The sequence below is a fragment of the Agriterribacter sp. genome (genome assembly GCF_035445465.1).
In the GTDB taxonomy this organism is placed as follows: domain Bacteria; phylum Bacteroidota; class Bacteroidia; order Chitinophagales; family Chitinophagaceae; genus Agriterribacter.
In genome coordinates, this window is the sequence record NZ_DAOMQT010000001.1 from 87,956 (window position 1) to 108,327 (window position 20,372).

Annotated in this window: 11 protein-coding genes; 7 read left to right on the forward strand and 4 right to left on the reverse strand. The window is 45.6% G+C overall.

Features of this window, described 5'->3' with window-relative positions; all coding sequences use genetic code 11:
- Positions 1-22: 22 nt before the first annotated feature.
- Positions 23-568, forward strand: a complete 546-nt coding sequence (locus PLE34_RS00395) for a transposase (RefSeq protein WP_324552907.1) — start codon at positions 23-25, stop codon at positions 566-568.
- A 191-nt stretch (positions 569-759) separates the two neighbouring features.
- On the opposite strand, the gene PLE34_RS00400 is transcribed toward PLE34_RS00395, so the two are convergent.
- The 4 genes from PLE34_RS00400 to PLE34_RS00415 all read right to left on the reverse strand — a co-directional run bounded on the left by PLE34_RS00400 (position 760) and on the right by PLE34_RS00415 (position 8,564).
- Positions 760-1,551, reverse strand: coding sequence for a M90 family metallopeptidase (locus tag PLE34_RS00400; protein ID WP_324552910.1), 792 nt, complete (start codon positions 1,549-1,551; stop codon positions 760-762).
- Between the two features lie 384 nt (positions 1,552-1,935).
- Positions 1,936-2,859 carry a hydroxypyruvate isomerase family protein gene (locus PLE34_RS00405; RefSeq protein WP_324552913.1) on the reverse strand — a complete coding sequence of 308 codons (924 nt, stop codon included), beginning with the start codon at positions 2,857-2,859 and terminating at the stop codon, positions 1,936-1,938.
- Between the two features lie 75 nt (positions 2,860-2,934).
- Positions 2,935-6,051, reverse strand: coding sequence for a PVC-type heme-binding CxxCH protein (locus PLE34_RS00410; protein WP_324552916.1), 3,117 nt, complete (start codon positions 6,049-6,051; stop codon positions 2,935-2,937).
- 539 nt (positions 6,052-6,590) lie between these two features.
- Complete coding sequence (locus PLE34_RS00415) at positions 6,591-8,564, reverse strand: sialate O-acetylesterase (RefSeq protein ID WP_324552919.1); 1,974 nt, start codon at positions 8,562-8,564, stop codon at positions 6,591-6,593.
- A gap of 97 nt (positions 8,565-8,661) precedes the next feature.
- On the opposite strand from PLE34_RS00415, the gene PLE34_RS00420 reads away from it, so the two are divergent.
- From PLE34_RS00420 to PLE34_RS00445, 6 genes are all read left to right on the forward strand, one after another.
- A complete protein-coding gene (locus tag PLE34_RS00420; RefSeq protein ID WP_324552923.1) occupies positions 8,662-9,480 on the forward strand; it encodes a polysaccharide deacetylase family protein in 819 nt (272 codons plus the stop codon).
- A 256-nt stretch (positions 9,481-9,736) separates the two neighbouring features.
- Positions 9,737-12,625, forward strand: a complete 2,889-nt coding sequence (locus tag PLE34_RS00425) for a TIM-barrel domain-containing protein (RefSeq protein ID WP_324552925.1) — start codon at positions 9,737-9,739, stop codon at positions 12,623-12,625.
- A 36-nt stretch (positions 12,626-12,661) separates the two neighbouring features.
- The gene (locus PLE34_RS00430; RefSeq protein WP_324552928.1) at positions 12,662-15,835 is read left to right on the forward strand and encodes a SusC/RagA family TonB-linked outer membrane protein; all 3,174 of its coding nucleotides are present in this window, start codon (positions 12,662-12,664) and stop codon (positions 15,833-15,835) included.
- 29 nt (positions 15,836-15,864) lie between these two features.
- The gene (locus tag PLE34_RS00435; RefSeq protein ID WP_324552931.1) at positions 15,865-17,439 is read left to right on the forward strand and encodes a RagB/SusD family nutrient uptake outer membrane protein; all 1,575 of its coding nucleotides are present in this window, start codon (positions 15,865-15,867) and stop codon (positions 17,437-17,439) included.
- 19 nt (positions 17,440-17,458) lie between these two features.
- Positions 17,459-18,523, forward strand: a complete 1,065-nt coding sequence (locus PLE34_RS00440) for an IPT/TIG domain-containing protein (RefSeq protein WP_324552933.1) — start codon at positions 17,459-17,461, stop codon at positions 18,521-18,523.
- A gap of 100 nt (positions 18,524-18,623) precedes the next feature.
- Positions 18,624-20,366 (forward strand): alpha-L-arabinofuranosidase, encoded by a 1,743-nt coding sequence (locus PLE34_RS00445; protein ID WP_324552936.1) that lies wholly within the window; start codon positions 18,624-18,626, stop codon positions 20,364-20,366.
- The last annotated feature ends 6 nt before the right edge of the window (positions 20,367-20,372 follow it).

The window sequence follows — 20,372 nt, forward strand, 5'->3', positions numbered from 1 at the left end:
TACAAGCTCAGCCGAAAATCAAATGAACAGGTATAACCCGAATATTCACCATCGCAGATCCATTCGCCTGAAAGGATACGATTATTCACAGGCAGGGTTGTATTTCATTACCATTTGCGTGCACAACCGCCAATGTTTGTTTGGGGAAATTGTAAATGATGAAATGATTTTAAATGATTTCGGCAATATTGCGCACCACCATTGGGAAAAATTATCAGAACGGTTTCAAAATTTTGAATTGGACGTTTTTCAAATCATGCCCAACCATATGCATGGAATTATTTTTTTAACCAATCCCGTAGGGGCAGGGTTCACCCCTGCCCCCAATCACGGGGCAACCGCGAGGGTTGCCCCTACGGTTGCCGACATTGTTGGTGCATATAAATCATTGGTATCAAACCAATGCCTGGAAATATTCAAACAAAAATTCCCAAATGATTATATGGGTAAATTGTGGCAACGGAATTACCACGAACATATCATTCGTGATGAACAATCCTACCATCGCATTGCAAATTATATCATCAATAATCCCCAAAATTGGGAAAATGACAAATTCCGGAAATAATAATTTATATACCCTTCAAACAATAACAATACCCTGCATTTCATGAAATGTATCAACACAGTAAGATTCAGCGTCAGCGTTTTTGAAAAAAAGATTAGCCAACACGCCAAGCGTCAGGAAAGTTAATAACAACAAACGAGACTAATAAAAACGGGATATTCTTATTTCCCTGCATACTGAAGAATAGGGTTCTATAAACGCCTTTCGCGAATTAACGGCCGCTGGTTAAATATTTTTTCCATCAACGCGAACAGTTCGGGATGATTGATCTTAAACAGGTCGGGACGATTAAAGAAATATTCGGCTGCCACAGCAAAAAATTCCGCATGACTGGTGGCGCCGTACACATCAATATCTGAACGGCCGGTTTTTATATGATGAATGGCTTCACTCATATACCTGATCCAGGGAATGGTATACTGCTGGTGCAATAATGCTTCAGGTATGCCATCGGTTGCGCCATCGGCTTTATCCAATAAATGCACGAATTCGTGGATGCCGGTATTGTCTTTGCGGCTTTCATTAAGGAAATCCTGCCTGAGCGCGGGCTTCGATAAGATCATCATGCGCTGCAGGGCGCCCGTTCCCACCATTCCCAGCGTATGGCGTTCATCGCCCGTTGTGGAAAAATCTTCCATATTAAACCTGTCGCCATACAATAGCACGTCCTTCAGATTATAATAACGCCATTCATCAAATCCAAAAACCGGTATTACCGCGCTGCTGGCCACCAGTACCTTGTCTATGTCTTCCACCTCGGTGTTCACCCCATGAATGCGGATATAGGAAAGAAACTCCTTTACCCTTTTTTCAAATATCGTTTTTTCTTCTGGGCTCAGCTTCCGGTAATAAGCTACATGATCCGATAACAGTTGGGCAACATTTCCGGGCACTGCAAATACATATCGCTTTCTCTTTCTTATTACAAAAAATAAAGCGATGCATACAGCGAAAAACAAAACAGGTACTATGAACGCCGTCATGGGGCAAAGTTAGGCAGTTGCTCCGATGCTGTAAAAACATGCATATTATCCAAATCCGCTCAGCGTCTGCCAATGACAGATAAAATTAAATCCGAAGCCGGATCCCGCACGTGCGGGACGAAATCCGAAGGAATACAAAGAACCAAGAAACAAATGACAAGAAACAAATAAAAATTCAAACCCGGAACAAAAAGCCCGAAATTCGAAGCGAAACGCAACCATAAAGCACCAATCATAAACAATAAATCAACATTGAAACGGATTTTTCCCTGAAACTTGCAACGTGTAATCTGCAACCTGTGTAGTACTCACCATTCAAATATTCATCCTGTCATCAGGTAACTACTCAACTGATAGCTGAAGACTGATAGCCGATACCGCTGTTTACTTCGGATCAATAGACCGGTAAGCCTTTAATACAGCCAGCTCCCCTTCCCTGCCGGGTCTGCTGATGCCGTGCTCCATGCCCATAAAGCCGCGGTAGCCTTTATCATGCACATGCTGCAATACATTTACAAAATTAATCTCCCCGGTAGTGGGCTCTTTGCGGCCGGGTGTATCTCCAATCTGTATATAAGCGATCTCGTCCCAGGCATAGTCGAGAGTAGGAATAATATTTCCTTCCTCGATCTGCACATGATAAAAATCAAAAAGCACTTTTATGCTGGGGCTACCCACCGCCTTTGCCAGCGCATAGGCCTGGGGGATAGTATGCAAAAACATGCCGGGGTGATTGATCCGGTGGTTCATGCTTTCCATTACCATCACCAAACCATGCGGCTCGTAAATTTCGGCTATACGTTTCAGTAATTCAATAGCGTTGGCCATCTGAAAATCGTTGGGAAGTTTGGGATCGGACATTCCCAGCACATTATGAATAAATTTGGTATTCATCCGTTTGGCAACATCCACTGATGCGCGAACATCACTCAGCACCTTTTCGCGTAAGGCAGCATCCCTGCCTGCAAAAGTTACGTGCTCAAAAGTATGGGTGCCTACAAATTGTCCGAATTCCATGCCTAATTGCTGAATCGTTTTGCTGATGCGCTCCTGCTCCTCTACGCTTCTGTTTTTCAAAAAGGTATTCTCCCATGCCCTGAAGCCCTGGTCGTAGCCCCACTTAATCTTATCCACCACATCCTTTCCCGGCAGATCAGAAAAGATATTAAAATCGGGAGAGAATTTCATCCTGAAGGGCGGTTCTGCGAAGCGCTTTTCTTTTGCGGAAACCATGGCCAACGGAGCCTGCGCAGCCGTTAATGCCGCGGCGCCGGTGAGCAACCCATTGATAAACTTACGTCGTTGCATAGCTGAAGTTTTTTTAGTGAATACCGGGAAGAGGCATAGCCTTTTGTTCCCATCTTTAGTATTGTTTTGGATAGCCTACCGCAACAGTTGCTGATCGGTTTTGGGATCCTGGTCCTGCCCCAGAATAAAAGCCATAAGATCGGCCATCTCCTGGTTGTTTAACAATTGGTCAAAACCCTGCGGCATCAGCGACATATCCAGTATTTCCGTTGCCAAAATATCCGCACGTGCAATACGAACAGCAGTTTGAGCAGAAGTAGCAAGGATAACGGCATCAGGTGTTCTTTCCCTGATGATGCCTGTATGTTCACCGTCCTTTGTTTTGATGCGGTAGCTCTCAAATTCACGAACGAAACTCGCGCTTGGATATACAATGGCTTCTAAAAGATCATGTGCCGAGCGGTCGAGCTGAATGGAAGTGAGGTCGGGGCCAAAATGCCCGCCTTCCGGGCCAATAGTATGACAGGTAGAGCAGGTGGCTTTTCCAAAAAACAATGCGCGGCCGCTATCAAGGGAGCCGTTTGGAACGTTCTTTTCCAATGCTTCAAGCCGCTTCAAACGATCGGCCCTCACTTCATGCAGCTTGGCCATGAGCGGAGCGGTAGCCGATTTCACTTCATCGGGATATTGCTCAAATATCTTTTCAAGATATTCGGCCGTAAAACCCGAAAGGCTGGGCGACTGTGCTAATGCCGCAGCCAATGCCCTGCCTGTTTCCACGGAATGTGCGCCTTTAAATACAGGAACAATACGGGGCAAAATAAAAGCATCCGCCACAGGAAGAAAGCCGGCGGATAATTGCAGCAACTGCTTTTCCGAAAGTTCCCCCTGTGTCAGCGTGGTTGCCACTTCCTGCCGCAGGGAAGCTTCTTTTTCACCCTGCAGCACACTGTAGAGATAATCAAAATTGTGATTTGTAAACCTGGGCTCCGCCTTCAGCAAAGTAGCGATCGCTTCTACTCTTAGTTCCGTGGTATTTCCGGTATTATCCGCCACCTGTTGTAACTGTTTCGACAGGGAAGTGAGCCCGCGCAAACGAACCAGTTGCATTACCCGCGATTGAACCCGCGCATCTGTACCGGGTGCCAGTTGCTGTTGCAGCTGCGTTGTCCACAATCCCGGGAATTGTTCTGCACCGCAGGCCTCCATTGATGCCAGCAGGAAAAGCTTATGCGCAGGCGTTGCCGCTCTGAACTGATCTGCTATAAATTGCTGCATACGGGTATCGCCGCAAAATGAAACCAGTATATTGCCAAAGAGCTGTTCTTCCTCCCTGCTTAACGGGCTGCGCTGAAAACGGTTCCTTAGAAACCTTACCATATCGGCCGACCATTCGGGATGATGAGCCGCTATCCATAAGGCGGTATGCTTTAATGATATATTATTGGCGGTAAGAAAAGGCGTGAGCTGTTTTGCCTCTAAGGCAGCGGAAGGCATCTGGTCGAGCGCGATGAGCGCCGCCTCCTGCACTCCGGCGGAAGCATCGGCAAGCCCCAACGCAACCAGCGCCGGTTCATTAATGGAAACGAGCGCATAAATAATGGCATGACGGATAAACCGGTCGTCTGTATCACCGGCAGCGTTAAGTAAAGCCCCAATAGCTTTTTTATCTTTGATTTGCCCGAGTGCCGTGGCCGCCTGCCGGCGCACGGCAGGGTCACTTTTAACCACCAGTTCAATCAACTTATCCACAGCCTGAACATCCCTGGCCAGTCCGGCCGCACGTGCTGCGGATATGCGTACCTGTTGGTCTGCATCACTTAACGCCGTTCTTACCTGCACCAGCGCTTCGGGTGTGCCTATCCGGTAGAGCGCAAAAACCGCTTTCACCTTTGCCTCTACAGGGGAAGCCTGCTGAAACAGGTTTTTAATCGGTTCAATAGCAGCCTTACCGGCATCCACCAGCCGTTGCACCGCACGATCACTTACAAAAGCGTTCCCTGATTCAAGATATTTTGCCGCCTCACTGGGCTGAACTGTTTCCCACTGCACTGCATTGCCATAGGAATCATCCGCTTTTTTTACCCCTTTGCGGCGAACACGATAGATTGATCCTTTTAATTCGGGCTTGGACACCTGCGATAACGGGCATCCCTTGATGAACCACCCGCCTGTTTCCACCACGAGTAAGCTACCATCTGCATCTTCCAGCACATCTGTAGGATGAAAATCTTCGTTGTCCGACCAGAAAAACGGTTCGTCTTCCGTACGGAAAGATGCACCTTCCCTGAAAAGCTTATGCCTGATAATACGGTGCGTATTGAACTGGGCGCTGAACAGGTTGTCTTTAAAATCATCCCCCAGCACCGTATTCCTGTACCGCCCGATACCTGCCGGCGATACGCGTGAATATTTACTCACCACCGGCATCAGGTCGCCCGTTCTTACCAGCTTATCGCGGTCAATATTGCTATTGGGTTTCGGGTATACGCCGCCTTCTGTCCAGTATACCAATGCATCGCGTTCACCCGCTTTGGGATCGGTAAAATAAGTTTCTGTACCAATGGGCTCGCCTGCTGCTGTAAAAGTAAGTTCAACAGGGTTATTCATGCCTCCGGCGGATATCCATTCCAGTCCCGAACCATCGGTACGCACACGCCAGATGCGCGCCGTTTCGCCTTTCATCCGCACACCTTCCTTACTGGTTACATCAAAGCCTTCAATGGCGCTGGTCATATACAACCAGCCATCGGGCGCCATAAAAGGGCCGATGAGGCTGTTGGCATTTACATTAAGCGTCCAGCCGCTCAGCAGCACTTCCCGCTGGTCGGCCACCCCATCGCCATCGGTATCGGTAAACTTCAGCAGGTCGGGCGCCGAAGTAGCATACAAACTTCCTTTATAGAAAACGCCGCCCTGGGGAAATCCAACCTTATCGGCAAAAACAGTACTCTTATCGTACACACCATCGTCATTGGTATCTTCCAGGAGCCTGATCCTGAATTGGGGATTCTTCAATGCAGAGTCAGTTTTAGGGTATACATTACCGGTAGATTCAAAAACAAAGAGCCTGCCGGTTTCATCCAATGTAGCGAACATGGGATAATCCAAAAGATCAGGCCCTGCCGCTACCTCAACTGTATAGCCTTCCGGCACCTGTGGCAAGCCTGCTGTTGCTGTTTGCTTTTCCCTGCAGGAAGCACCCAATAATGCAATTGAAATAATAAGGGTGAAGGGCGTTGTTTTATTCATGTTGAGAATTTTCTAATATTTGTCTTTGATGTTTTGTGATCAGCAGTCGGCGATCAGGTGAGTACTACACAGGTTGCAGGTTACAGGTTTCAGGTTGCAAGTTTCAGGTTTCAGGTTTCGGGGAAAAATCCGTTTCAATGTTGATTTATTGGTTATGGTTGGTGCTTTATGGTTGCGTTTCGCTTCGGATTTCGAATTTTTTGCTTCGGATTTGAATTTTATTTGGTTCTTGTCATTTGGTTCTTGATGCTTTGCTATCAGCGATCAGCAGCCGCTATCAGTTGAATGATTGCTAACGACAGGAGGAGTACTTCTTCTTGTATTGCACCTGGCTCATGGCCGATTGCTGAATGCTTCCTTCGATTTTTCTTATTTGTAGTTTATCGTTGTATTTGTCTTCGGATTTCGGATTTAAACCTTCGGGTTTTGTAATTTATTTGGTTCTTGTTATTTGGTTCTTGTTATTTGGTTCTTGTTATTTGGTTCTTGTCATTTGGTACCCGGTTCTTTGTATTTCCCCCGGCTTTCGGGTCTCCGCCTTATTTGAACCGCACTTCTTCGGTAATACCTTTCCAGGTGTCGGTACGGAAGGGCGCGGCAGGTAAGCCTTCCTTATTAAAAAGGTTGGCTTCCATATTGTCGTCGGCCCAACCATAATGCACGGCAACAGGATCAGTAACCGTATCACTCCAAACCACCACTTTCCCATCGCGGATCTCTGCTTTCGCCCAATGAAATACTTTATCGGCGCCGGCTATTTCAAAGCCCTGCAGGTATCCGTATTTACCTGAGGCTATTAATCCGCTGCCCACATTATTGAAGCTGAGCACCAGCTTATTGCCTTCTGCCTGCATAGATTGAAATTGCGGGCCCTGCGAAAGCACGTTTTGTCCGTATGCGATCTCAAGCGCACGGAGCGCCAGCCTTTTTCCTACATCCTGCTTGTTGGTGGGATGAATATCTTGGGGATTACCAATGTCATGAATAACGGCCATGCCTGTACGCGGCAGCGCCTGCAGGGTTAAAGCCTGCGCTTCCCGCAGCTCAGCCCAGGTGCTGCCATTTTTACTGTTGCCATTATTGGCATTAAAGCTGGCCAACTGCACAAACAAAAAAGGAAACTCCTCCTTCCAGCGGTTACGCCAGTCGCTTATCATTAACGGAAAAGATTTACGGTACTGGAAGGCGCGCCCTGCATTGGATTCGCCCTGGTACCAGATAGCGCCCTGCATGGCATAGGGAATAAGCGGTGCTATCATTGCGTTATACAGCAAAGTTCCCGCATCATTAGGCCCCGTAAACTGGTTGTTGTCTGTATATGATTCGATCCTGAATTTCCATGTTCCCGCTAGCGATTGCTCATAAGCGCCCCTGCTGATCTTTACGTCTTCAGGCTTACCGGTAAAGCCACCACGTCCGCCAAGATCTTCAATGCGCACTGCAATACTGTTCTTTCCTGCATGCAGTTGTGATGGCTCGAGTATGTAGATTCGTCCGCTTGCAGTTTTGCTGGTAGTACCGCCCACCTTTATGCCATTTACATAAGTATCGTCTATATCGTCAATGGTGCCCAGCGACAGCGCCACACTTAAACCGGCCAATGAATCAGGCAATATAAATTCGCTGCGAAACCAAACCACACCATCAAGGTATTGGAAATCCTTCCGGTCAAAATTGCCGGGCACTTCAATCGTTTTCCAATTGCTGTCGTCAAAAGAAGCAGATGACCATGATTGAACATCGCCCGCAGTGGGCAATCCACCCTGCAACTCATCAATGGCGTTGGTAAGTCTTGTTTTTCGTTTTTCACCAAGCGCTTCCATAGATAGGGGCATCGCATCCACCACATCCGAAAATTCATTAAAACTTTTCATGGCTTCCTTGCTGATCCATGTTTCTACAATGGTGCCGCCCCATGAAGTATTGATCAAACCAATGGGTATACCAAGCTTTTTATACAACTCTCTTCCAAAAAAATAACCCACCGCGGTAAACTGACCCACATTTTCGGGAGTTGCGGTCTTCCATTGCCCTTTCGAAAGATCATCTTCAGGTGTTAAACTAATTTCTCTTGGTACTTCAAACTGCCGAATGAGGGGGTAATCAGCAGCGGCTATTTCTTCCTTCGCGTTATCAGAAGCTTTTACCGTCCACTGCATATTGGATTGACCGGAGCAAATCCATACTTCTCCAATCAATACATCATCGAGCGTAAGCACATTCTTTTTTCCCTTAACTACCAACTGGTAAGGGCCTCCCGCTTCAGCGGCATTTAACCGGAGGATCCACTTACCGTCTTTACCGGCTTTTATTGTTTTGATTTGTTTTGTTATTCCGCTGCCGCTTAATTCAACGGTTACTTTTTCACCGGCATCGGCCCAGCCCCAAACGGGTATAGGCTTGTTGCGCTGAAGCACCATATGCGAATCAAAAATTTTGGGTAAGCGAACGTCTGCAATGGCCTGGTTAATACAAAGCAGGCATAAGAAAGAAAGGATCATTCTGAATGGCATAGCAAGTAATTGAAGGCTAAAATTAAAAATACAAATAAAAGCAAATTATTTATCTTCCCTTCCGAACCCGCTGTATAATTACTAAAACGCAGACATCATGCAAACAAAAAGAATTTCTTCCCTGCTATATTTCTGTATTGTTTTGTTGACCTGCAGTAATATCTCATCTGCACAGGAACCTGCATTTACTTGGCCCACGGGCAAAAAGATGGCCATCAGCTTAAGCTTTGACGATGCCCGTGCAAGCCAGGTAGATACCGGAACGGCTTTATTAGATGCCTATAATGTAAAAGCCACTTTTTATGTGCAGCCTCCCACGGTAAAAAACCGCCTGGACGGCTGGAAAAAAGCGGTTACCGCCGGCCATGAGATTGGCAATCATTCCATCAGCCATCCCTGCTCCGGAAATTTTTTGTGGTCGAGGAATAACGCGCTTGAAGATTACAGCTTACGGCAAATGAAAAACCAACTGGAAACGGCCAACAGGCAGATTGAGGCATTGCTGGGCGTAAAGCCGGAAGTATTTGCTTATCCCTGCGGACAAACCTTCGTGGGGCGGGGGAAAAACACAAAAAGCTACATCCCTGTTGTAGCCGGTATTTTCATCAGCGGGAGGGGCTGGCTGGCAGAAAGTGCAAACGACCCGGCATTTTGCGATATGGCTCAATTAACCGGGATAGAAATGGACGGTAAAGATTTTGAAGAACTCCTGCCTTTAATACAGTCTGCTCAAAAAAATGGGCAATGGTTAGTGCTTGCCGGCCATGAAATGGGGAATAACGGCCCGCAAACCACCCGGCTTGCCATGCTGAAAAAACTGATCGAATATGCGCAGGATCCCACCAATAAAATATGGATAGCCCCGGTTGGAACAATTGCCAGATATGTAAATGAGCACAGGAAGATTGCTGAATAATGCTCCTGCTCAACAACTCTGGTAAATAATATTCCCAAACTAAAATAAGCTGCTAAACAAAACAGGAAAGAGTGGGTGCATTAACATTTCATACCCTCCTGTTATCAAATGACACCCCCCCGTTAACATTTACTACTCCTTTTATAAACATATGACGCCCCTTCTGCTGGGGTGTAGTTTATATTTTTGACCTCATACTTTTCCGTCTTTACACCATATGGTTGCGGCACGGAAAAGTATTAAACGATTGAAGACCATGACGGCTGCCCGCATCACATTACGGATAACTCCCCTCCTTTGTATTGTATTATTACTAATACTAATATTCACTTCCTGTTCTCAGCATAAAATATTTACAAAAACAAAAGATGGCATAACCGTTAAAATAAAAAATACCGCTGCCGGCAATTCCCAATGGATAAGATTACAGGCGGTTTCCCCAAAGATCATACGCATTACCGCGTCTGCAGATGACAAATTCGCCGCCGCACCAAGCCTGATGATAGACAGCGGCTATCATACCCCCACGGAATGGACTGCCGGACAAACGGAAAATGAAGCGCTGCTTAAAACCAGCGAGCTGGTGGCATCAGTATCTTTTAGTACGGGCGAAGTAATTTTCAAAGACAAGAACGGCAATATTATTTTACAGGAGAAAGCGGGAGGAGGAAAAGAAATCAGTCCCGTAATAATTGATGAAAAACCACTATATACAATTCGCCAGCAATTTGAATCACCCCCGGCAGAAGCATTTTACGGGCTGGGACAACCGCAAACAGGGCAGATCAATTACAAGGACCAGGACGTGGATCTCACCCAGTACAATTCCATTGTGGCTGTTCCTTTCCTCCTGTCGAACCGTAATTACGGACTGCTTTGGGATAATTATTCCATCACCCGCTTTGGCGACGACCGTGAAAAACAGCAGCTATCCCTGCTGCAGCTAACAGGCAAAGATGGCGTATCCAAAGGGCTAACGGCAACGTATAGCAACAGGAGAGACAGTACGCACATTTACATACAGCGGCAGGAAGATAAAATAGATTACAGCTTTCTTCCTTCCTTACAAAATATACCCGCCACATTTCCGATGGAAAAAGGCAGGGTTACCTGGGAGGGATTTATTACGGCGGATACTACGGGGGAACATAAATTTTATTTATCGGCATCAGGATATCTGAAAATATGGATAGACGGCCATTTATTATTTGACAAATGGCGTGAAGGGTGGAATCCGGGGCCTTCCCAGTTCCGTTTCCTGCTCAACAAAGGACAGCAGCATGCTTTTAAAGCGGAATGGATACCGGAATCAACACAGGCGTTCTTTTCCCTGCAATGGCTAAGCCCCACACCGTTTGCCCTGCATAATAAAATGACGTTATCGTCTGAAGCCGCCGAACAAATTGATTATTATTTTGTTTACGGAGCCAATGCCGATGAGGTGATTGGCGGTTACCGGCAACTAACAGGAAGGGCTACCCTGCTTCCCAAATGGGCTTTAGGTTTCTGGCAAAGCCGCGAGCGTTATAAAACAGCCCAGGAAATTGAAAATACAGTGGCGGAATTCCGGAAAAGAAAGATAGGGCTGGATAATATTGTATTAGACTGGAGCTACTGGAAAGAAGATGCCTGGGGCAGCCAGCAATTCGATAAAGAACGCTTTCCGGATGCGGCCGACATGATCAAACGATTGCATGAACGGTATAACACCCGCTTCATGATTTCGGTTTGGCCAAAATTTTATGAAGGGATTGAGAACTATAAAATTTTTGATAAGCAAAACTGGCTCTATAAACAAAACATAAAAGACCAGCAACGCGACTGGATAGGGAAAGGGTATATATCTACTTTTTACGACGCTTTCAATCCCACCGCCCGCATGGGCTTCTGGAAGCTTTTAGACAGCAGTCTTTTTATTAAAGGCGTTGATGCATGGTGGTTAGACGCTACCGAGCCCGATATTTTGTCGAACGCCACTATTGAAAAAAGGAAACAACTGATGCAGCCCACCGCATCCGGATCATCCACGCAATATTTTAACGGCTACCCGTTGCAAAACGCGAAAGGCATTTATGAAGGGCAGCGTTCTTCACGTCCCGATCAAAGGGTATTTATCCTCACCCGTTCGGCTTATGCAGGCATACAGCGCTATGCCGCTGCTACCTGGAGCGGCGATATTGCGGCACGGTTCGATGAAATGGAGCGGCAAATACCGGCGGGCATTAATTTCTCTTTATCAGGCCTGCCTTACTGGACAAATGATATTGGCGGCTTTTTTGTGGAAGACAAATACGACAAACCCCATCCTGCCGGAGATGCTTTGGAAGAATGGCGTGAGCTCAATACCCGCTGGTACCAGTTCGGCGCATTTTGCCCGCTGTTCCGTTCTCATGGTCAGTACCCGTACCGTGAAATATTTAATATAGCTCCTGATGATCATCCCGCATATAAAAGCATGTTGTATTATAACCAGTTGCGCTATCGTCTTATGCCCTATATCTATTCAGCGGCAGGCAGCACTTATCATAATAACTACACGATGATGCGCGGGTTAATAATGGATTTTGGTACCGATGCTAATGTTAAAAATATCGGCGACCAGTACATGTTCGGTCCTTCCTTATTAGTAAATCCCGTATACACATATAAAGCCAGTTCCCGTTCGGTGTACTTACCCGCGGGGCAGGGCTGGTACGATTTATATACAGGCGCCTACAAGGCAGGCGGACAACAAATAACGGCCGTTGCACCCTATGAAAGAATGCCCATATTTGTAAAGGAAGGCTCCATCATCCCTTTTGGGCCGCAGATTGAGTTTACCGGCGAAAAACCGGCAGATGACATTACACTATATGTTTATACCGGCAAAGACGGCAGCTTTACGCTGTATGAAGATGAAAACGTTAATTATAATTACGAAAAAGGGAAGTATAGTAATATCCCCATTACCTATAATGAAGCCAACAAAACATTAACCATAGGCAAAAGAGAAGGCGCGTATAACGGTATGCTGAAGAACAGGCTGTTCAGGATTGTTTGGGTAACCAAAAACAAATCAACGGCGCTGGATTTTTCATCACCATCCGATACAGCCATAGCATATAACGGAAATGAACAAACGATAAAAATGAACGGGAAACTTTAAAATTGTATTTTTTTATAAACCAATAATTGCAAGTATATGAAAAGAATCAAAACGATGAGAAAAACGAAAGTCCTGATATGGGCGGTTTTCTCGTTACTACTGCTGATGACCCATGTGCATGCCCAGGAGGGTGCAAGAAATATCAATGGAAGTGTTAAAGACGAGAGCGGAAACGCGCTTCCGGGGGTAACGGTGGAGGTGAAGGGCACAAAATTAGTTACGGTAACAAACACTTCCGGCGTTTTCTCCATCCAGGTACCGGCCAATGCCGGAACGCTTGTATTAAGTTCCGTTGGTATGCTCAGAAAAGAAGTACCTATTAATGCTTCCGGTATCCTTGCAGTGGTGCTGGAGCCTGTGTCTCAAAACCTGAATGAGGTAGTGGTTATCGGTTACGGAACCGCCAAAAGAACCAATGTAACCTCATCCATTTCTTCAGTTAGCGCAAAAGATATTAAAGACCTGCCCGTTGCCGGTATTGACCAGGCATTGCAGGGAAAAGTATCAGGTGTAACGGTTACCAATAACAGTGGTCAGCCCGGGGGCGGCGTATCTATTAAAGTACGCGGCGTTACAACCATTAACAGCAATGACCCCCTGATTGTAATTGACGGTGTTCCTTTTATCAGCAATACCAAGTCAAACTCGGGATATGCAGGACTGGGCGGCTCAGACGGGCAAACAGGTAATAGTGTAATGGCTACTTTAAATCCCAATGATATTGAATCCATTGACGTGCTGAAAGATGCTTCTGCACAATCTATTTATGGCTCGCAGGCGGCTAACGGGGTAATACTCATCACTACCAAAAAGGGCAAGTCGGGAGAGGGAAAATTAAATTATGATGTGTATTACGGACAATCCAATGTAGTTAAAAAATTAGATGTAATGAACCTGAGGGAGTTTGCGCAATATCAAAATGAAGTGGCGCCCATTTTAGGCGCCACCCCTTCCGAAGAATTTCAGGATCCTTCTTTATTAGGAACAGGAACAGACTGGCAGGAGGCCATGTTTCGCACAGGGGAAGTTCAGAACCACCAGTTGAGTTTTTCAGGTGGAAAAGATAAAACCAATTACTACCTGTCGTTAAACTATTTTGACCAGTCGGGCATACTGATCGGCTCCGATTTTAAACGTTACTCTACCCGGTTCAGCTTAGATCACCAGTTGAAAAACTGGATAAAAATAGGTGTAAGCGCCAATGCTTCGAGAAGCATACAAAATGTAACCTTAGCCGATGCTGCCGAGGGAACCATTTGGTGGGGCGCAATTCAAAATCCTTTGATCCCCGTAAAAAATATTGACGGTACATGGGGTGGCGGCAATACCATCAGCGGAGTAAGATACGGACAGGACAATCCTATAGCAAGAAGCAATATGAGAGGCAATAAGTCTACTAATGCGCAGGTATTTGGAAATATTTATGCAGATATTCAATTCATAGAAGGATTAAACCTGAGAAACGAAATTTCCTACTCATTGGGCATGAACAATAACCTCGCTTACCAGTTAGCCGGCAACGTAGGCACCACCAGTTTGCAGAGCCAGTTATTTGATAACAGAGGTAACAGCTATTATTACGCAATCAGAAATTACCTGAACTATAATAAATATATAGGCAAACACAGCATAACAGCTACAGCAGGACACGAGGCACAATATTCGTATTATGAAGGACTTGCAGGCAAAAGAGTAAACCTGCAAAATAATATTTTAGATATAAATGCAGGCAGCAGCGATAAAACAACATGGGAGTTGAACGGTGGAAAAAGCCAGTGGGCCATGGAATCGTATTTTGCAAGAGGCACTTATTCTTTCGATGACCGGTATTCATTGTCGGTGAGCTTCAGAACAGACGGGTCTTCTAATTTTGGACCCAATAATAAATGGGGTTATTTCCCCGGCGCTTCCCTTGGATGGACCATCAGCAATGAAAGTTTTGCTGACGGTTTAAGCCCCGCTATTAATTTCCTGAAACTGAGGTTGGGCTACGGTGCTGTGGGCAATCAGAACCTTCCTTCGGGCGCTCAAAATCCTCCATATACTTCTGCAATAGGCTTTTGGCCCGGCCCTGTTGGCTTTGGAAATTCAAGCTACCTGAACGGCATTGCCAATCCTGATTTAAGCTGGGAATCTGTGGTAACTAAAAATGCCGGTATAGATGTTTCATTTTTAAATGGAAGAATTGATGCTACAGTAGACGTATATAAGAAAACAACTACCGATATGCTGCTGTTTCTTACCGGTCCAAGGCTGATAGGCGTTGGCGACCAGTGGGATGACCTGAAAGCTCCGGTAGGTAACGTAGGACAAATGTCTAATACAGGCATAGATCTCAGTATTACCAGCACCAATATTAAAACCAATAATTTTTCCTGGAAAACCAACCTTATCTTTTCGCAGTTCAAAAACAAGCTGGATAAAATGGCCAATTCAACAGCAGGCTTAACCGGCAGAGTGTATTATGATAATTATATCATCTCCTACACCAATCCCGGCTATGCTGTTGGTTCTTATTTCGGGCTGGTAACAGATGGGTTGTTCCGTACACAGCAGGACCTGGATAACAGCCTTCCGCAATTCGGCTATTCGGTAGACGAAAGTCATACATGGCTGGGTGATATACGGTTTAAAGATGTGGGTGGCGCTGATGGCAAGCCTGATAATGTGATAGATGAAAAAGATATCACTTATATAGGCAGCCCGCTTCCCAAATTCACTTATGGCTTTACCAATACTTTTCAGTACAAAGATTTTGACGCCACCGTGTTTTTACAGGGAAGCTATGGCGCTAAAATTTTTAACTTCCTGCGCTGGCAGCTGGAAAAGATGGATAACATCTATCATAACCAGTTGCGCACTGTAATGGACAGGTATACTGATGCCAATACAAATGGCAAACTGCCGCGGTTTGTAAGCGGACAGGTGAATAATGTGGCTATGTCTGACCGCTATGTGGAAGATGGCTCTTACCTGCGCATACAAAATGTTACGCTGGGATACCGGATACCCAAGACCCTTACGGATCGTGCAAAAATAAATAATATACGGCTCTACCTGTCTGTACAAAACCTCCTCACCTTTTCAAAATACAGCGGATATGACCCCGAAATAGGAGCATTCAATAATAATATCCGCTTAATGAACGTAGATGCGGGTCATTATCCCAATCCGCGTACCATTACGGTGGGTGCTAATATTGAACTGTAAAGTGAATTTTAAAGATTAAATTTTTTAAGATGAAAAATAAAAAATTGTATGCCTTATTAGCCATCGTGATAATAACGGCATCGTGTAAAAAAACATTTATTGAACGTTCATCCCTTGATGGAACAACGCTCACCAATTATTACAATACGGCTGAAGAAGTAAGAAGCTTAACCAGTACGCTGTATGGGCTTCCCTGGTCGGGTTATGAAAATCGTGCCATGGATGTAATTGGCGATGTAATGGCCGGCAATGAATATACCGGTGGGGGCAATGCCGATGACGCGCCTTTTTTAAACTTCACGCTTGCTTCTACGGCTGTTCGCGTTGCAGACGCATGGAAAGTGTTTTATAAAATCGGCGGATGGACAAGCGAGTATATGAAAGCCCTGGAGCAAAAGAAAGCCATGGGTGGAGATGCCTCCTTTATTGATCCGGCTATTGCCGAATGCCATTTCTTTAAAGGAACCGTTTACTTTTTTATTGCACGCATATGGGGTGATGCGCCTATTATCAACAATCCGGGTGAAACTGCTTTGGGCGGGCAATTTAATGTTCCCCGGTATTTGAAAAAAGACGTTTTACAATTTGCGCTCGAAGAATTAAAGCTGGCTGAAGCGGGTTTACCCGAAACCGATCCTGTTCCCGGAAGGCTGAATAAATATGCAGCCAAAGGCATGATGGCTAAGCTATATTTATACCGTAAAGATTACGACAGTGCAAAAACAAAAGCGCTGGAAGTCATCCAATCCAACAAATACGACCTGGTGGAAGATTACGCCGGTATGTTTAATTCCAGCGCCAATAACAATAACAAAGAATCCATTTTTGCCGTTCAGCACCAGCTTACAGGTAATCCGTGGGGTTCGGGTAATCAAAAAAATCCAGACAGAGGCCCCGGGAATTTACAAACCGATGAAGCCAGCATGTGGGAATTATACCTTCCCACTATGGACATGCGGGAAGCGTATGAAAGCGGAGATATGCGGCGCCAGGGCTCCATGATGGAACATGGCTGGAGCAAGTCTGCATGGAAACCTCAAAACTCAAATGCTACGTACAATGCATTTATGGCAGGCGGGTATAAATATGATACCACGCAAACCGTAGGCGATGGCGGACAGAAAAATGACACCCGTTCCAATATTGCAAAATACGTGGTAGGCCCCGGCGCTAAATACGGGGGAGAAACGGTATTGGGAATGAATACCGGTATCAACACCATGATATTGCGCTATGCAGACATATTATTGATCTACGCCGAAGCGGTTTTGGCAGACAACGCATCTACTACCGATACGGAAGCGCTCGCTGCGTTCAACAAAGTACGTACGCGTGCACATGTACCTGTTAAATCTTCCATTACAGCAGATGACATTCTGAAGGAACGCCGTGTTGAGTTTGCATTTGAAGGCGATTACTGGTTTGATATTCAGCGACAGGGATTTGCTAAAGCTAAATCTATTATAAGCGCGCAAAACAGGGGCACAGCCGAATACCCGTCTTATATAACCACATTCACGGAAAGCATGATGCACCTGCCCATACCCGCCGTAGAAGTGCTGCAGGATCCGGAATTAAGTAAAGATCCTGTACCATATTATTAAAAAGCATAAACATACTGATATGAAAAAAATATTTGTTCACAAAATCCAGGTGCTTGCTGTTATTGTTTTCACAATGGCCTGGACAATGAGTGCATGTACAAAAGAAGACATGAAGGATGGCAGCCCGGATATAAAGCCCGGTAACCCGCAATTAGAAAACATTACACCTTCCAGCGGAGCACCAGGCACGCTTCTAACACTTAAAGGCAGCGGTTTGGGTGATATGCGTAGTATTATCTTCGACAAAAACAATGCGCCTTCTTTATTTCAGTCAACACTAAATACCGGAACCGCCATTTTATTCAGGGTGCCGGATACAGCTACAAGGGGGCCGCAAAACATTGTGCTCACCAATAGCCAGGGCAAATCCTTAACTATTCCGTTTGATGTAATACCGCTTGCGCTTGTTAATAATGCCTTCCCTTCAGAATTTGAATCAGGCTCTACCATTAAGCTCAATGGAAACAATCTCGACCTGGTTACACAAGTGATCCTGGAGGGCACTACCGATGAAGCAACTATCATTTCACAATCATTAAACGAGATGGTTATTCAGATGCCTGCTTCTGATGCAGATAAAACAAAGCTGGTACTAACTACTACGGGAGGTGATAAGACTACTGATATTATATTCGTGAACGTAGACAAAGCCCTGCAGATATTTACCAATGATTTTGTTAATCCGGCGCAAAGCTGGTCATGGGGAGGAACCTATTCAGCTTCTGCTGATGATTTTGTAAGCGGAGGAAAAAGTCTGAAAGCAGCATACAATCCCGCAGAAACCTGGGGTGGTTTGCAAATAGGCATGGGTTCCGAGCTGCCCCTTCCGGCCGGAACCAAATATTTTACTTTTTGGGTGAAAGGAGCTGATGTGGAAAAGAAGGTAAAACTTCAGGTTCAGGGCAATAACTGGTCACTTAGCTCACCTGAAAAAACATTGACCATACCAGCGGGAAAATGGACCTATTTCAAAGAAGAAATTGCCACTTTAATGCCGGGCATCAATTCAATAAGTGTTATCCTTTTCCAGATACACGACGAAGGAAAAACATTATATTTCGACAATATTATGTTTATTAAATAGTAACCAAAGCTTTTGACACTGCCCTATACAATAAACAGCGGTAACCCTGAAAAGTTGCCGCTGTTTTATAGCATATTGCATCATCCCTACAAATAAACGAATGAGGATAGCCTTTGCCATTTTTATACCCCTGCTGCTCCTTGTATGCGCAGGTATATTTTCCTGCAAAAAAACCAAAACGCCTGCACCCGATCCTGTTCCCCCAACCGATACGCCGGTAGTGGTGAAACCGGTAACGGATCCGCCCGTGGCTACTACTATGGGATTTTTTTTAGATGACTGGCAGGCTAAAACCTTCACAGCCCCGGCTTATAATGAAACCACAGCTCCCACTGCCGTTACCGCCAACGTAGTAACCGTTGATGCCGGCGCTATCATTACCAAAATACCCCTTTCCCTGTTCGGGCATAATGCCAATACCTGGATGACACCTATGGTAACGGAGCCGCTGTTTATGAATCATATCACTAACCTGCACCCGCATATTATCCGCTGGCCCGCCGGCAGCGGAAGCGATGTGTATTTCTGGAACCAGCCTCAGGACGTACTCCCCCCGGATGTTCCTCAGCAGATAATGGATAAAGACGGGGTACTGAAAGACCCCGGATACTGGTATGGCAAAATAAACACCAACTGGAGCGCCAGCCTCGATCAATATTATGCCATGCTGCAGCAAAGCGGTAACCGGGGAATGATTACCGTTAACTACGGCTATGCCCGGTATGGAACAAGCGATGACCCCGTTGCAGCAGCAGCTCATCTTGCCGCCGACTGGGTACGCTACGATAATGGCCGCACGCAATACTGGGAAATTGGCAACGAAAATTACGGCGACTGGGAATGGGGCTATCGTATAGACCTCACTAAAAATGAAGACGGGCAACCTGAATATTTAACCGGTAAATTATACGCGCAGCACTTTAAGGTATTTGTTGATTCCATGCAAAAAGCTGCAACGGAAATTGGTAAAAAAATTTATATAGGGGCAACATTGGTAGAATCGCCTTCCGAAGCATGGCAAACCAACACGGTAAAAACATGGAACAGCGGTATGCTCCCGGAACTGGATGGTAAGCATGATTTTTATGTGGTACACAATTATTTTACAACCTATAACGCCAATTCCAATGCGGCTGAAGTGCTTAACGCATCGTTTACGGTTCCTTCTAATATGATGGATTTTGTATTGCAAACCCTGCAAACAACAGGAGCTCCTGTGAAGCCCGTTGCCTTAACCGAATGGAACATGTGGGCCAGGGATTCCAAACAGCAGGTATCCAATACCAGCGGTGTTTTTGCTCTACTGATCATGGGGGAAGCGTTGAAAAATAAATATGGCATGGCAGCCCGGTGGGATCTGCTCAACGGCTGGGATAATGGCAACGACCATGGGCTTTTCAGCGATGGCAACGAACCTGGTATTCCTAAATGGACACCAAGACCGTCTTTTTATTACATGTACTTCTTTCAAAAAATGCTGGGCGACCGGTTCATACCCGCTACTGTTAAAAATACCAATGCTATTATCCCGTATGCATCTACTTACAGTTCGGGAGAGGTAAATATTACTTTGATCAATACCTCCGCCTCGCCGGTGACAACAGAAGTGAAAATAAATAATTTTAATGCCGGCAATCGCTTTTACTGGTACCGCCTGGAAGGCAGCAACGACAATGGAGAATTTTCCAGGAAAGTTTTGGTCAACGGCAACGGGCCGGCACTGGCAGCCGGCGGGCCTGCCGATTATGCCACCCTGAAAGCCTATGCTGCAACAACGCTTAATGGCATTAAAATTATAGTGCCGCCATTAGGCGCGGTATGTATGGTAATAGATAAAAAATAAAAAAAA

Excerpts from the sequence above, each read along its gene's own strand:
- PLE34_RS00395 (WP_324552907.1), top strand. The coding sequence starts at position 23 with ATGAACAGGTATAACCCGAATATTCACCATCGCAGATCCATTCGCCTG.
- PLE34_RS00400 (WP_324552910.1), bottom strand. The coding sequence starts at position 1,551 with ATGACGGCGTTCATAGTACCTGTTTTGTTTTTCGCTGTATGCATCGCT.
- PLE34_RS00405 (WP_324552913.1), bottom strand. The coding sequence starts at position 2,859 with ATGCAACGACGTAAGTTTATCAATGGGTTGCTCACCGGCGCCGCGGCA.
- PLE34_RS00410 (WP_324552916.1), bottom strand. The coding sequence starts at position 6,051 with ATGAATAAAACAACGCCCTTCACCCTTATTATTTCAATTGCATTATTG.
- PLE34_RS00415 (WP_324552919.1), bottom strand. The coding sequence starts at position 8,564 with ATGCCATTCAGAATGATCCTTTCTTTCTTATGCCTGCTTTGTATTAAC.
- PLE34_RS00420 (WP_324552923.1), top strand. The coding sequence starts at position 8,662 with ATGCAAACAAAAAGAATTTCTTCCCTGCTATATTTCTGTATTGTTTTG.
- PLE34_RS00425 (WP_324552925.1), top strand. The coding sequence starts at position 9,737 with ATGACGGCTGCCCGCATCACATTACGGATAACTCCCCTCCTTTGTATT.
- PLE34_RS00430 (WP_324552928.1), top strand. The coding sequence starts at position 12,662 with ATGAAAAGAATCAAAACGATGAGAAAAACGAAAGTCCTGATATGGGCG.
- PLE34_RS00435 (WP_324552931.1), top strand. The coding sequence starts at position 15,865 with ATGAAAAATAAAAAATTGTATGCCTTATTAGCCATCGTGATAATAACG.
- PLE34_RS00440 (WP_324552933.1), top strand. The coding sequence starts at position 17,459 with ATGAAAAAAATATTTGTTCACAAAATCCAGGTGCTTGCTGTTATTGTT.
- PLE34_RS00445 (WP_324552936.1), top strand. The coding sequence starts at position 18,624 with ATGAGGATAGCCTTTGCCATTTTTATACCCCTGCTGCTCCTTGTATGC.